Source organism: Microvirga sp. BF8, assembly GCF_059888585.1.
Map to the genome: position 1 here is coordinate 849,961 of NZ_CM187619.1, position 13,687 is coordinate 863,647.

General features: G+C 60.3%; 16 protein-coding genes. 10 read left to right on the plus strand and 6 right to left on the minus strand.

The features are described 5' to 3' along the window. Window positions 1-8 precede the first annotated feature (8 nt). A complete protein-coding gene (locus AC522E_RS04035) occupies window positions 9-218 on the minus strand; it encodes a cold-shock protein (RefSeq protein WP_500749107.1) in 210 nt (69 codons plus the stop codon). A 570-nt stretch (window positions 219-788) separates the two neighbouring features. Between AC522E_RS04035 and AC522E_RS04040 the strand changes: the two genes are divergently transcribed. From AC522E_RS04040 to AC522E_RS04075, 8 genes are all read left to right on the plus strand, one after another. Then, window positions 789-1,598: a GntR family transcriptional regulator gene (locus AC522E_RS04040; RefSeq protein ID WP_500749108.1), complete on the plus strand. Its 810-nt coding sequence runs from the start codon at window positions 789-791 to the stop codon at window positions 1,596-1,598. Further along, window positions 1,595-2,431 (plus strand): 5-dehydro-4-deoxy-D-glucuronate isomerase, encoded by an 837-nt coding sequence (kduI, locus tag AC522E_RS04045; protein ID WP_500749109.1) that lies wholly within the window; start codon window positions 1,595-1,597, stop codon window positions 2,429-2,431. The genes AC522E_RS04040 and kduI overlap by 4 nt, the downstream gene beginning before the upstream one ends. 10 nt (window positions 2,432-2,441) lie before the next feature. Next, window positions 2,442-3,197 carry a 2-dehydro-3-deoxy-D-gluconate 5-dehydrogenase KduD gene (gene kduD / locus AC522E_RS04050; protein ID WP_500749110.1) on the plus strand — a complete coding sequence of 252 codons (756 nt, stop codon included), beginning with the start codon at window positions 2,442-2,444 and terminating at the stop codon, window positions 3,195-3,197. 10 nt (window positions 3,198-3,207) lie between these two features. Further along, a complete protein-coding gene (locus tag AC522E_RS04055; RefSeq protein WP_500749111.1) occupies window positions 3,208-3,891 on the plus strand; it encodes an amino acid ABC transporter permease in 684 nt (227 codons plus the stop codon). 7 nt (window positions 3,892-3,898) lie between these two features. Beyond that, on the plus strand, window positions 3,899-4,561 hold the full coding sequence (locus AC522E_RS04060) for an amino acid ABC transporter permease (RefSeq protein ID WP_500749112.1): 663 nt from the start codon (window positions 3,899-3,901) through the stop codon (window positions 4,559-4,561). Continuing rightward, window positions 4,536-5,264 carry an amino acid ABC transporter ATP-binding protein gene (locus AC522E_RS04065; RefSeq protein ID WP_500749113.1) on the plus strand — a complete coding sequence of 243 codons (729 nt, stop codon included), beginning with the start codon at window positions 4,536-4,538 and terminating at the stop codon, window positions 5,262-5,264. Before AC522E_RS04060 ends, AC522E_RS04065 begins: the two co-directional genes overlap by 26 nt. Window positions 5,265-5,318: 54 nt before the next feature. Further along, a complete protein-coding gene (locus AC522E_RS04070) occupies window positions 5,319-6,119 on the plus strand; it encodes a transporter substrate-binding domain-containing protein (RefSeq protein WP_500749114.1) in 801 nt (266 codons plus the stop codon). A 356-nt stretch (window positions 6,120-6,475) separates the two neighbouring features. Beyond that, on the plus strand, window positions 6,476-6,745 hold the full coding sequence (locus AC522E_RS04075; protein WP_500749115.1) for a hypothetical protein: 270 nt from the start codon (window positions 6,476-6,478) through the stop codon (window positions 6,743-6,745). Window positions 6,746-6,800: 55 nt separating this feature from the next. On the opposite strand, the gene AC522E_RS04080 is transcribed toward AC522E_RS04075, so the two are convergent. Continuing rightward, complete coding sequence (locus AC522E_RS04080) at window positions 6,801-7,394, minus strand: hypothetical protein (RefSeq protein WP_500749116.1); 594 nt, start codon at window positions 7,392-7,394, stop codon at window positions 6,801-6,803. Window positions 7,395-7,500: 106 nt separating this feature from the next. Next, complete coding sequence (locus tag AC522E_RS04085) at window positions 7,501-8,340, minus strand: aldo/keto reductase (protein WP_500749117.1); 840 nt, start codon at window positions 8,338-8,340, stop codon at window positions 7,501-7,503. 443 nt (window positions 8,341-8,783) lie between these two features. On the opposite strand from AC522E_RS04085, the gene AC522E_RS04090 reads away from it, so the two are divergent. Continuing rightward, window positions 8,784-9,251, plus strand: a complete 468-nt coding sequence (locus tag AC522E_RS04090; protein WP_500750581.1) for a Ros/MucR family transcriptional regulator — start codon at window positions 8,784-8,786, stop codon at window positions 9,249-9,251. Between the two features lie 74 nt (window positions 9,252-9,325). On the opposite strand, the gene AC522E_RS04095 is transcribed toward AC522E_RS04090, so the two are convergent. Together AC522E_RS04095 and AC522E_RS04100 are read right to left on the minus strand one after the other, a co-directional pair. Beyond that, entirely contained in the window at window positions 9,326-9,781 is a 456-nt protein-coding gene (locus AC522E_RS04095) for a hypothetical protein (RefSeq protein WP_500749118.1), read from the minus strand. 86 nt (window positions 9,782-9,867) lie between these two features. After that, window positions 9,868-11,139: an AGE family epimerase/isomerase gene (locus AC522E_RS04100; RefSeq protein ID WP_500749119.1), complete on the minus strand. Its 1,272-nt coding sequence runs from the start codon at window positions 11,137-11,139 to the stop codon at window positions 9,868-9,870. A gap of 112 nt (window positions 11,140-11,251) precedes the next feature. Here AC522E_RS04100 and AC522E_RS04105 point away from each other — a divergent pair, with 112 nt between their 5' ends. Continuing rightward, window positions 11,252-12,493 (plus strand): NAD(P)-dependent oxidoreductase, encoded by a 1,242-nt coding sequence (locus AC522E_RS04105; protein ID WP_500749120.1) that lies wholly within the window; start codon window positions 11,252-11,254, stop codon window positions 12,491-12,493. 65 nt (window positions 12,494-12,558) lie between these two features. Here AC522E_RS04105 and galE read toward each other — a convergent pair whose 3' ends face one another. Then, the gene (galE, locus tag AC522E_RS04110; RefSeq protein WP_500749121.1) at window positions 12,559-13,587 is read right to left on the minus strand and encodes a UDP-glucose 4-epimerase GalE; all 1,029 of its coding nucleotides are present in this window, start codon (window positions 13,585-13,587) and stop codon (window positions 12,559-12,561) included. Between the last annotated feature and the right edge of the window lie 100 nt (window positions 13,588-13,687).

Consider the following 13,687-nt stretch of genomic DNA (forward strand, 5'->3'; position numbering starts at 1 on the left):
ATCCATTCTTAGGCAAGCTGGATATTGTTCACCGCTACCTTGCCGGAGCGGCGATCTTCGGCTGTGTCGAAGGAAACCTTCTGGCCTTCCGTCAGGCCGCGCATGCCGGCGCGCTCGAGGGCCGTGGCATGGACGAAAACGTCCTTGCTGCCGTCGTCCGGCTGAATGAAACCGAAGCCCTTCATGTCATTGTAGAATTTCACGGTACCGATCATCATCGGGATAGCCTTTCGCAATTGTCGTAGATGCACGTGAACGTGGCGGCGCGCTGCGCCACCATCGATCGTTAAGTCGATGTTTTGGAAAGAAAGTCCGAACGTGCGCCTGGCAGTGCCAATAGCGAAACGGCCCGATTGTCCGGCCAAATGTCGATAATGTTCATATAGAACTTTATGGGTTATTTTACAAGGGGGCTGGTTAATTCAGGCAAAATTGATCCATTTCAGCTCCATGATTCGATTTCTCTCCGGGCCTGTTCTTCAAGAAAATTCCTAGAATTTTCTTAGGCTGATCTTGCTGCTGATGCCGCAGCTGCGCCGCGCTTAACTTGCACCCACAAGCTTTCTCTTCAGATGCCCTGTGTCCCGCGCCAGGATCTCGTTGGGAACCCGAATGCCTTATGCGGAGACGGGTTCTTCGGATCCCCGGCATCCAGCTCCGGCATGCCGTTTTGCCGCGGGCTGTTCTTAACCTTTCGTCGGGTGGACAAATTGGTATACTAATATATGAGTTTTCCGAAGAGCTCGCTTGGCGAGCAAAAACCGCATGCAGAGAACATGCGAGAGGAAATGCCCGTGTCCGAGGTCTTCGTTGCCCCTTCGCGGCCCCGCGGTCGCCGCGTGCATCCCGCCGGGAAGGTCAAGGACCGCCGACAGGTGCCGACAGCCTCGGCCGTCATCCGCCAGGATCTACGCAACGACATTCTCGCCCTTAAGCTTCTGCCCGGTCAGCCGATCGTCGAAAAGGAAATCGCGGAGGCTTATGGCGTCAGCCGGACCCCCGTCCGCGAAGCCGTGCTGAGACTGGCAGAGGAAGGGCTGATCGACATTTTCCCTCAATCGGGAACCTATGTCTCGCGCATTCCACTCCAGGCCCTGCCGGAGGCACTCATCATCCGCCGTGCTCTGGAAGAGACGAGCGCTCGAATGGCAGCGACCCGTGCCGGCCCACGAGAAATCGCCGCTATCGAAGCCGTCATGGATCGTCTGCGCGAAGCCGCAGCCAGGGGAGACCGGGAGCACTTCCACCAGAACGACGACGCCTTTCATGCCGCCATCGCCGAGGCGGCAGGATATCCGGGCCTCTGGCGCGTGGCGCAGCAGGTCAAGGTCCAAGTCGATCGCTATCGTCGGCTGACGCTTCCACAGGAGGGGCGGCTCGAGCGCGTGCTCATCGAACATGAGGCCGTGCTCGATGCCATCCGGCGTCGCGATCCCAGCGACGCGGCTCACCACATGGGTCACCACCTCGGAAGTCTCATGGCCGATATCGGCGACGTAGCAGGCTTGAATCCCGATTACTTCGATGTCGGCGGCAGCGCATCGCCCCACCCGAACGACGAGCTTACGACCCCCAAGAATAACCTGGAGACGAAATGACGATCGAGATCAGGCAGGTTTCGCATCCCGAGGCTGTGAAGCGCTTTGATACGGAGGAGCTGAGGCGGCACTTTCTCATCGAGCGCCTGTTTTCGCCCGATGAGGTGCTGCTCACCTACAGTCATATCGATCGTTTGATCGTCGGCGGCGCGATGCCGGTCAGGAACCGAGTGTCGCTGCCGACTCCGAAAGCCGTCGGCACAGACGCGTTTCTCAAGCGCCGCGAACTCGGTGTCATCAATGTCGGCGGCGCCGGCCGCGTCCTTGTCGGTGAAACGGTGTATGAGCTGGGGCGCCGTGACGGCCTTTATATCGGAATGAATGCGGGCGACGTAGCATTCGAAAGCACGGACGCGCAGGCGCCCGCCAAGTTCTACCTCATAAGCACGCCCGCCCATGCGACCTACGAAACCGTCAAGATCCCGCAGGAGAAGGCCAACAGCTTCAAGGTTGGTGAGCAGGCGACGGCCAACAAGCGCACAATTCACCAGTACATCATTCCAGGGGTGTGCCAGTCCTGCCAGCTGGTGATGGGCCTGACCCAGCTTGAGCCCGGCAGCATGTGGAACACCATGCCCTGCCACACCCACGACCGCCGTTCCGAGGCCTATCTCTATTTCGATCTCGGACTCGACACCCGTGTTGTCCACCTCATGGGAGAGCCGAGCGAGACACGCCACCTGATGGTGGCGAACGAACAGGCAATCCTGTCGCCCGGCTGGTCGATTCACTCCGGCGTCGGAACCGCAAACTATGCCTTCATCTGGGCAATGGGCGGCGACAATCAGGATTATACGGACATGGACATGGTCGCCATGTCGGACCTGCGGTGAGAATGCTTCGATGAACAGCCTTTTCGACCTCACGGAAAAGACGGCTCTCGTGACTGGCGCCAATACCGGTCTGGGGCAGGCCATTGCCGTCGCACTGGCCGGCGCCGGTGCCGACATCGTCGCCGTCGGCCGGTCATCGATGGCAGAGACTGAAGCTGCGGTGGCGAAAACCGGAAGATCCATCCAAACGATCTCGGCCGACCTCTCAACGCTCGAACCGATCGAGAGAATCGCAGCGGAGGCATCCGAGCGCGCCCGTGTCGACATCGTGGTCAACAATGCCGGCATCATCCGCCGTGCCGATGCCATCGACTATACGGAGGCGGACTGGGATGCGGTCATGGATATCAACCTCAAGACGGTGTTTTTCCTGACACAAGCGTTCGCCCGGAAAATGCTCGCGGACGGGAAGGGCGGCAAGATCATCAATATCGCGTCGCTCCTCTCCTTTCAGGGCGGCATCCGCATCCCGGCCTATACCGCCAGCAAGAGCGGACTTGCCGGACTCACACGCCTGCTTGCCTGCGAATGGGCGGGGCGCGGCATCAATGTCAACGCCATCGCTCCCGGCTATTTCACGACGAACAACACGCAGGCCTTGCGCGAGGATGCAGATCGCAACGCCCAGATTCTCTCGCGCATCCCCGCTGGCAAGTGGGGCGACCCGTCGGATCTGGGCGGGGCTGCGGTCTTTCTCGCGTCACGGGCCGCGGACTACGTCCATGGCATTGTTCTGCCTGTCGACGGGGGCTGGCTCGCACGATGAGGACGGGCGGATGAAATACAAGTTCGACTTCTCGGCGCTCGAGGACTATTGGCCCGAATTCTTGCGGGGTGCGCTGACGACGCTCGAGATGACGGCCATCGCGACCGTCCTCGGACTTGTCATCGGCATTCTCTGCGCCATCGGGCGACGCAGTTCGTCCGCTTGGCTCAGGACGGTCTGCGGGGCCTATATCGAGACCGTTCGCAACACGCCCTACATCATTCAGATCTTTTTCTTCTTCTTCGGTCTATCCAGCATCGGCATCAGGCTGCCTGTCTTCTTCGCGGCCATTCTGACTCTCATCATCAATGTCGGAGCCTATACGGCCGAAATCGTCCGTGCTGGCATGGACACGATTCACCCAGGGCAGATTGAAGCGGCCGAAGCACTTGGTCTTTCGCGCGCGCAGATCTACTGGGACGTCATCCTGCGGCCATCGCTCGAGCGGGTCTATCCGGCTCTCACGAGCCAGTTCGTTCTGATGATGCTTGCGTCCTCCATCACGTCGCAGATTTCTGCGGAGGAACTCACGGCGGTCGCCAACAACATCCAGTCGGTGACCTTTCGTGCCTTCGAGACCTACATCGTCGTGGCCGTACTCTATCTGGCTCTCGCCGTCCTCCTGAAGTTCGCATTCTTCCTCTTCGGTCAGGCAATCTTTCCCCGCCGACGCCGACTTGGCACGGCGTTGTGAGGTGGATATGGGCGGTGATTTCACACTCGACCATCTGCTTTATCTGCTCCAAGGCGTTGCCTGGACGGTCGTCCTCACGGTTCTCGCGTTCTTGCTGGGCAGTATTGCGGGATTCGGCGTGATGCTGCTGCGCACGTCCCGTTCGCGCTTTATTCGCAATGCCTCGCTCGTCTACGTGCAGATCATTCAGGGAACGCCTCTGCTGATTCTTCTATTTCTGATCTATTTCGGATTGTCGGTTGTCGGGATCGAAATGCCGCCGCTTGTCGCCGCGGGTGTCTCGCTGATGATCTATTGCAGCGCGTTCCTCGGGGAGATTTGGCGTGGCTGCGTCGAGGCTGTGCCTCGTACGCAAAGCGAGGCGGCCGAGTGCCTGGCGCTGAGCCGTTGGCAGACTTTGGTCGATGTCGTCCTGCCCCAGGCGGCAAGGATCGCCACCGCGCCGACTGTGGGCTTCTTCGTCCAGGTGCTCAAGAATACCTCGCTCGCATCCGTTGTCGGATTCGTCGAGCTGACGCGGGCGAGCCAGGTCATCAACAATTCCCTGTTCCAGCCGTTCCTGGTGTTCGGCCTCGCCGGCTGTCTCTACTTCGCCCTCTGCTATCCCCTGTCCCGTTGGAGCCGCGCGCTCGAAAGGAGGCTCAATGTCGGCCGTCGTCAGGCTGCATGACGTTCACAAACGCTTCGGCGCGATCGAGGTTCTCAAAGGTGTGAGCTTCAACGTCGCAGGCGGCGAGGTCGTCGCCATCATCGGACGCAGCGGCTCGGGTAAGAGCACGGCGCTGCGCTGCATCAATCGCCTTGAGACAATCCAGTCCGGTGAGATCGAAGTCGGCGGCCATCGCGTCCATGACCCGGCGCTCGATCTGCGTTCATTGCGCCAGGATGTTGGAATGGTGTTCCAGAGCTACAATCTCTTCCCACATCTCACCGTCGCCGAGAACATCATGCTTGCCCCGCGTCGGGTGAAGCGGACGCCGACCGCTAAGGCGCGGGTTATCGCCGAGGAGGCGCTGGCGCAGGTAGGGCTTTCGGACAAGATAGAGGCCTATCCCGAGCAACTTTCGGGCGGGCAGCAGCAACGCGTCGCAATTGCGCGCTCTCTCGCCATGAATCCGAAGGTGATGCTGTTCGATGAAGTGACTTCCGCGCTCGATCCGCAGCTCACCGGCGAAGTTCTCAAGACGATGGAGTCCTTGGCGAAGGGTGGCATGACGATGGTCGTCGTCACTCATGAGATGGCTTTCGCCCGTCGTGTCGCAGACCGGGTGATCTTCATGCACACGGGTCGTGTCTGGGAGACTGGATCCGGCGACATGCTTGCCAATCCTCAGACGCCGGAACTGAAGGAGTTTCTGGCTACCGGCCTCTGATGACACTGGCCCGACAGGGGCCGCTTTACAACAACCGATAATGGAGGAACGAACATGACGCTCAAGACCATCGCCCGTCTCGGCATGGCCGCCGCTGCCGCCTGGCTTGCCTTCGCGCCCGTGGCGCAGGCCGATCAACTCGACGATATCATGAAGGCGAAAAAGATCCGTGTCGCCGTCGCGATGGGCGTCCCGCTCTTCGCCTTTGTGGATGCTCAGGTGAAGCCGACCGGATCGGATGTCGAAACCGCCCGTATGATTGCCAAGGACATGGGCGTCGACCTTGAACTCGTCGAGATCACGAATGCGGCACGCGTTCCGACTATCCAGACACGCAAGGCGGACATTCTGGTGGCCAATCTCGGCATCACGCCCGAGCGCAAGAAGGCCGTCGATTTTACAGTTCCCTATGCAACCCTCAACATCATCGTCGCGGCGCCTGAATCCGTAGCGATCAAGGACTATGCCGACCTTGCTGGCAAGCGCATCGGCGTGACCCGCGCGACAGTCAACGACCAGATGGTCACGCAGAATGCCAAGGGTGCCGAGATCGTCCGTTTCGAAGACGATGCGACGCTGATCACCGCGGTCGTGTCGGGACAGGTTGATATCGTCTCGACCCAGACTGCCGTTCTGGCCGCCATGAATGAGAAGCGCGGCGGAAAGAATCCACTCGTGACCAAGATCGTTCAGCAGGAGCTCAATCTGGGCATTGCCCTTCCGCAGGGTGAAACGCGGTTGAAGGAGTGGCTGGATAATTGGATCAAGACGAACGTTGCGAATGGGCATCTCAATGCCACCTTCAAGAAGTACCATAACCGCGATCTGCCGGCGGACCTTGTTCAGCGGAGCTGACCGACATCGCAGCTATCTTTCATGGCTCCCCAGCCGTTCCCGTGCGCACGGCTGGGATCTATCCGCATCGGCCCTCGGGCATGGGCAAATCTTTGAAAATATTCCCTTGAGGGCGGCTCAGAGCGCTGCAGGTGTATTGCTCACTGTCCTGCGCCAGTCCGTCTGATGGCGCAGACCAGGGATGAACGCTGCGCTTTTCCGGGAACCTTGAGGACCTTCCCGGTGTTCTGGCCAATAACCCTTAGGTCGCACAAGCACAAAAATGCTCGACTTGGCCCTCATCCTTCCCGCGACTCTTCGGCCGCCCGACGCGATGCCGTTCGGATGACGGGGCGGAGGCAAAGGCGGAGATCGACGTGACCATCGCACAATATCGAAACCTGATGTGGGATCTGGCCATCATATTCGGCTGGTTGTCTCCTGTTGTTCTTGTCATGGGATATTATGCCCGCAAGCGATTCAAGGCCCTCCTCAAAGCGCCATTGACGGAAGAGGTCGAACATCAGACCCATGCGTGGGAGCATCGTGTCCATCGGTGGACAATTCTCGGCCTTCTGGTCCCCGGCTTCTCGATTGTCTGTTTCGTCGGCTGGTTCGTTCTGTCCCGGCTCTCGTCCGCTGCGTAGCGGACCGAGAAGCGGCATTCTCTGGACCAAGGCAGTCCGCAACCGGTTCTAGGTTCTAGCCGGGCCGCATGAGCGGCCGAAGGGCATGAGCGTAGAAGTAAGCAAGCTGCGGTAGGATGAGGACGGCTTCCCGGCCTCCATAGACCGCGCCATAGAGCATGAGGGGCGCAAGAGAAATCGCGATCGTAATCAAGGACACCACCGGCCGATTTACGATCTCGCATTCAAAGGCGAGTTCGCTGAGCCGCCGGAACCGCGGGTCCGCCCTCAGGATTCCGCGGCCGGCGACTTTATCCTCGAGAAGCAGAAGCTCGTGCTCACGAAATCTCGCCCATTCGAGCCCTTCGAGAGGGGAACGGCGCGGCGACCTGCGGAGGCGGCGGACGAAGCCAGCTCCTGCCAGAACGAGGATGATCACTGGGAGGGCGACGGGAAAGGCGAGGGCCATGATGCTTCCGACATCCTGATCCAGCGCGTTGGCGATCGGCGAGAGGTCCCGGTCACAATATCGGCTGTCGGTTCGCAGAACAGTGGCGAGCGCGTCGCGTCTTGCTCGATATCGACGGGCGAGCGGCAGGGATACGAGTGCGATGGCCCATGCCACGACGAGTACGACGAAGGCTCCAAGAACTGGATCGGGGAGGTTCATCGCGACACTCCTGACACCATCATAGTGGGCTTCGCCCAACGGAGATAGATTTGGACCTCCGGTCGATGAGGGCGGCCTCTCCCAGTTCTTTCGGCGCAGTGATGTATCAGATCATTGGAAGGGTTCTGGGGCGTGGTCCGCGCGGAAACGCTCTGTCGATCTCGGCGATCTCCGTATCCGACAGGATAAGGTCCCCGGCTGCCGCATTCGCTCGTACGTGATCCGGCGAGCCCGCTTTCGGAATCGTAAAAAGCGAGGGCCTGCGGGTCAGAAAGGCAAGCGCGACCTGCCGAGCCGTTGCATGGCGGGCACCGGCGATGCGTGCCAGCACCTGGCCTTGCTGCGTCTGCGGTTCAGGGAAGGCCCCGTGACCGAAAGGAGAATAGGCGACAAGCGCAACTTCGTTGCGTTCACACCAGGGAAGGACGGCGTGCTCCACCGCGCGCTCGCCGAGATGATAGAGAACTTGGTTGCAGGCAATCTTCCCGGGGCCCGCGATGGCCAGCGTTTCCGCCAGATCAACTTCATCGAAATTGCTGACGCCCCACGAGAGGATTTTCCCGTCGCTGCGAAGGGATTCGAAGGCCGCAATGGTCTCCTCCAACGGGTGATTGCCGCGCCAATGCAGGAGGTAGCAGTCCAGCCGATCGGTTCCAAGGCGCGCCAGGGACTTCTCGCATGCAGCGATCGTCCCGAGGCGGGACGCATTCTGTGGCATCACCTTCGAAACGAGAAAGATCTCATCGCGCCGACCGCCGAGTGCATCGCGGACCAGAGGCTCGGCTTCGCCATACATCTCGGCAGTGTCGATGTGGTTCATGCCACAATCGAGCCCCTTGCGAAGCGCCGTTACGGCCCGAGAGCGATCTCCCTCGTCTAGCCGCCATGTACCTTGGCCGATGACGGCAACAGAGTCCCGCCGGGAACCAAAAGGATGATGCCTCATGCCACGCTCCGTTTCATGAAAGAATTGACAGACGCTGGATCCCGTTCCGCAGTCCGGTGCGCGGTCAGTGGTCGGAACCTTTTCTTTTGAAGGACCCCAGCCGGCTCTTTGGCTACTTTCCCGGTCGAGAATAGCGCCAACAACCGGTCTATCCCAGGGGCCAAGCTGATTGGAGATGCTTTTCGTTGGCGAGGCCGGTATAGTATCCGTTCAATTCCGCCGTCGTCCGGGCCTCTAGAACAACGGGTTTGTGACAATAAAATCTAGAACACGCAGAGAACATCTTGAATTGGCGTCTTGCCAAGAATGAATTTCGGACATATTTCGGCCATGCGCTTCAGGACCTGATGACATAAGTGCCATTAGTCCTGATAGGCGTTACGGAACATAAATCCCAAAATATCGATCACGACGGTTCCTGCGTGGCTAAGGATAACAAGACTATGAGCGAGAACGCTTCCTCTCCGAATTTTGTCGAACTCGCTGCCGATATCGTTTCGGCTTACGTGAGCAACAACTCCGTTCCCGCTGCAGATCTGCCACTGCTTCTTAATTCAATTCATGCCGCGCTGACGAAGACGGCACAGGGCATTGTCGAAGAACCCCAGGCTGCGCTGGCACCAGCGGTTCCGGTGAAGAAGTCCATTACGCCGGATTTCATCATTTGCCTCGAAGACGGCAAGAAGTTCAAATCCCTGAAGCGTCACCTTCGCACGACCTATAACATGACCCCCGAGCAGTATCGGGCCAAGTGGGATCTGCCACGCGACTACCCGATGGTTGCGCCGAACTATGCCAAGGCGCGTTCGGAACTGGCCAAGACCATGGGTCTTGGGCAGCAACGCCGCAAAGCGGAGGCCGAGAAGCCTGCTTCGGCCGGTAAGGGCCGCCGCAGCAAGAAGGTCGCCTGATCTCGGGCAATTGACTTTCCCGGCCCACGTTGCCCGTTGAGCATTCGGTGCCCGCCTTCCGAGGCGGGCATTTTTTATTGCTCGAGCAATCCTTGGATTCGTAGCGCCGTAAGGCAGGCGTTAATGAGATCCTTACGGCTCACGAGGTTTTCTGTTTCTGAGGTTTCACGAGAGGCTTCCACGGTCAGGGGATTTCGCGGATGATGGATGACAGCGCGTGGCGCCGCGACATCAAGCATTTTCTCGATGGCGCCCGTTACAGAATTACTCACTACACGGGCCTCTATTCGGACGAGGACCTGGTTGGCGCGGTGCTTTTGGCCTGTCGGGATGCGGCCGTCGGCCTTGTGCCAGATCTGCGTCTCGATGACGCCAGGATGGAAGTCGAGGCACGTTGCCGGCGTCTGGTCCAGGCTGCCGATCGTTTCGCAGTCCGGGATCTGGCCGGTGTTACGTCCGCAAGGGCACAGGCCCTGGCCGCTGTCGATATGTTCCAGGATCTCCTGCTGAAGCAGTGTCGCTTGCGTCATGCGAGTCGCGCTCTTGGTCCGCTCTTGAAGAGGAGGGCACATTAGGCTTCCGGGCGTGGCGCACGCGCCTGCTCCCTGCGGGCATTCTAAAGAGATGACTTACCAGGCTCGCCGTTGGCTTCGGAGATTACGCGGGTCAGGCTCCCGGTCGATGGATAGAGCGGAATCAGGCAGGCCTGAAGGGCGTGATAGAGATCCGGCTTGCCGGTAAAGAGCGTTGCTGCCGGCCGCAATGTTTCAGACAATTCCGGATGCCATCCCTTGTTCCGGTCGTCGATGACATACCGCGCGACGAAATCCCAGAGATGCCGGTACCAGGCCTCATGGAAGTCGCTCGGAAGGTGATCGCACAGAAATGCTGCCGCGCCGATCGCCTCCGCACAGGGCCACCAGAGTTTCTGCCGCAGGGCAGGGCGGTTGTCCCAGTCCAGGGTATAGAAGAAGCCTCCGTTCGTCTCGTCCCATCCGAGCTCGACCGCGGACCGGAACAAGGAACGGGCAGCGTTCGGCATCCACTCATGTCGCTTTCCGCCAAGCACCCAGAGCTGAAGCAGGAGGCGCACCCATTCGAGCCAATGACCCGGCGTGGCGCCCGAAGGGCGAAAGACGTCGGATCCGCGATAATCGCGATTGAGGCTCCAATCCTCATGAAAGTGTTCGGCGACGCGATAGCCGAGATCTGTGGCATGGCGGCCGATGATCAGCCCGGCGATGCGTTCGGCCTTATCGAGATAGCCCCTATCGCCGGTAACCTCGAAAGCCGCCATCAGGGCTTCGGTCAGATGCATGTTCGAGTTCTGGCCGCGGTAATGTGTGAGAGGAGACCAGTCGCGCGCGAACTCCTCCGCTACGGCACCGTATCGCTCCTCCCAGAACCGCCGCTCCAGAAGCCGTGTCACGTCCTCCAGAAGGGAATCCGCCAGAGGATGTCCGACGACCTTCGCGCTCGATGCAGCGAGCAGAACGAAAGCATGCCCGTAGGCCTGTTTCGTGTCGTCCTTATATTGCTCGTCGTCCAGCGACCAGACATACCCGCCGTGTCGTGGATCGCGGTGGTGCTCCCACAGATAGTCCATTCCGTGATCGACGATGTCTGCGCAGCCGGGCCGGCCCAAGAGATGGCCTATGGCGAAGCAATGGACCATTCGCGTCGTCTCATGGATCTGTCGAACGGGATTGCCGTTGTCCATCGGTTCGCCGGCTTCATTCAGATCGAAAAATCCGCCCTTCGGATTGATCAGACGAGGCTGGTAGAAGGCGAAGAGATCCGCCGCCTGATTCGCAAGCCAATGCCGGTGGCCCGTTCGGGCGCGCCAGGGCGAGCCGGCGGGCGGGAGGCCGAAATGGGACATCGGCATAGCAAGGCTCCGGTTGGTGGCCGCTCGGCGGCAGTTGCGCCTCTTCAAGCCCTATCTTGACGATCTGGAATGCAGAGAAAAAGGGTTTTGAGCGCGGGGCGCGGGATTTGATGTGGGTTGTGGTCCAGGCCGACGTTGGGCGAGCCGCCTTGGCTTTGCGAGCGGCGTCCGTGAAGCATGGGAACCCATTCAGAGTTCGGCATCTGCAGCTGGTCGAGTCCGGCGGGCAGTTGCCCCCTCGGACCACGACCGCGAGGTCTCCTCGAGCACGAGGTTCCGGCTGCGCCCAAGATGCCGACGATGCGTTCTCCCTGTCGCTCGTCTCCCGGGCTTGCGTTCATGTGGAACGCGGTGTCGACTGTCGGGCAAAGGTTGTCGCGCCGGTTCTTTGAGTTTTTTGCCGCCAGACGTACCTGGACCCGGCCGCGCAGCCACTGTTGTTGCGAACCGAGCAGAGGAGAGACCCGTGACGAAGGAACGTATCGGATTCATCGGTGTCGGACATATGGGCCACGGCATGGCGAAGAACCTTGTTGAGAAAGGCTGGCCGCTGGCCGTTCTCGGCCACCGGAAGCGCGAGCCGGTGGAGGATCTGAGGGCGCGCGGCGCGGCAGAAGCCCACTCGCCGAAACAGCTTGCAGAAATGTCGGACGTTGTCGTTCTCTGCGTGACTGGATCGCCGGAAGTGCAGGCCGCGATTCTGGGGCCGGATGGGTTGGCCGCAGCGCGTAAGGCGCTTCTGATCATCGATTGCTCCACATCCGATCCATCCGTGACGATCAAACTCGCCGAAGAGCTCGCACGCACTCATATTACGCTGATCGACGCTCCCCTCGGACGCACGCCGGCGGATGCGCAGGCCGGCACGCTTGACGTCATGGTCGGCGGCGATCCCCAGGTGGTGGCGCGCGCGCGTCCTATCCTTGAGGCTTTCGCTGGTCGCATCGTTCATACCGGACCGACGGGGACCGGCCATACCATGAAGCTTCTCAACAACTTCCTCTCGATGGGTTACGCATCCATCTATGCGGAGGCGTTGGCACTGGGCGCTAAGGCCGGCATCACGCCGCAACTTTTCGACAGCGTTATCCGGGGCGGGCGGATGGATTGCGGGTTCTACCAGACTTTCTTCAAGTGGGTGCTTGAGAGGGACCGCGAAGCGCACAAGTTCACCCTCAGGAACGGCTTGAAGGACGTGACGTATCTTGCCTCCTTTGCCCAATCGGTGGGCCTTGCGAATCCGATCGGTGCCTCCGTGCGCAACAGCTTCGCGACCGCCGTCGCCACGGGGCATGGAGATGACTACGTCCCGATGCTGTCAGACATCGTTGCCGAGCTGAATGGGATCAGGTGAAACGGACGCGCACAGAGACCACCGATGCGGACTTCCCGTATCAGGCGATGCATAGCTCGATAAGATCAGCTTGCTTGCTCGAGTGCTGACGTGCTTCCGGCTTGCGGCTCCTCGAATCCTTTCGGGTGGGCGGAACGCCATGCCCAAGCTGTGCTCACGATATCGTCGAGGGATGCGTATTGCGGCGACCAGCCCGTGTCTCGCCGCAGTCGTTCGTTCGAGGCAACGAGGACTGGTGGATCGCCAGGGCGCGGAGGGCCAATCCGATGGGGGACCTTGCGCCCCGATACGCGTTCGACCGCGTCGATCACCTGGCGAACGGAATAGCCCGTGCCATTGCCGACATTATAGCAGCCGCTGCGGCCGGCTGCGAGGCGATCGAGAATCCGGCAATGCGCATCCGCCAGATCGGTGACGTGCACATAGTCGCGGACGGCGGTTCCATCGATCGTGTCGTAGGAATCGCCGAAGATGGTCAGTTCCGGTCCGATCCCCAGCGCGGCGTTGATCGCCAGGGGAATGAGATGTGTCTCCGGATTGTGGTCCTCGCCGAGCCGTCCCTTCGGGTCGGCGCCGGCCGCATTGAAGTACCGCAGCGCCGACCAATGCAGGCCATGGACCCTCTGCGCCCAGTCGAGCCCCCGTTCCGCCATGAGCTTCGATTCGCCATAGGGCGACAGCGGAAAGAGCTTCGATTTCTCATCGATCGGGATGCGATCCGGCATGCCGAACAGCGCCGCAGTCGAGGACAGGACGAAGCGCATGCAGCCGGACTTGATGGCGGCTTCCGCGACCCGAAGAGTATTGCTCACGTTCTCGGAAAGGTAGAGGAGGGGCTCTCGCATGCTTTCGCCTACCAGGGAACGCGCCGCGAAATGGACGACGCCGTCAAAGCGCCAGGACGCAAAGATCTCCCGGAGGCGGCGCGTGTCGGCTATGTCCTCGACAATCAGATCGACGCCCGAAGGCACAGCTGCGCGGTGGCCTTGAGAGAGATTGTCGAGAACGACGACGTCGTCTCCGCGCTCGATAAGCGCCAGAACGGTGTGGCTGCCGACATAGCCGGCTCCGCCGGTGACGAGAAATCTGGCCATATTATATCCCGTGACAAAGGATACGCTTGGCAACATCGAAGCGCCAAGCCGGATCGGATGGAGAGAGTCTATGCTCTATTGTGGAGGAAAGCGACAGGCA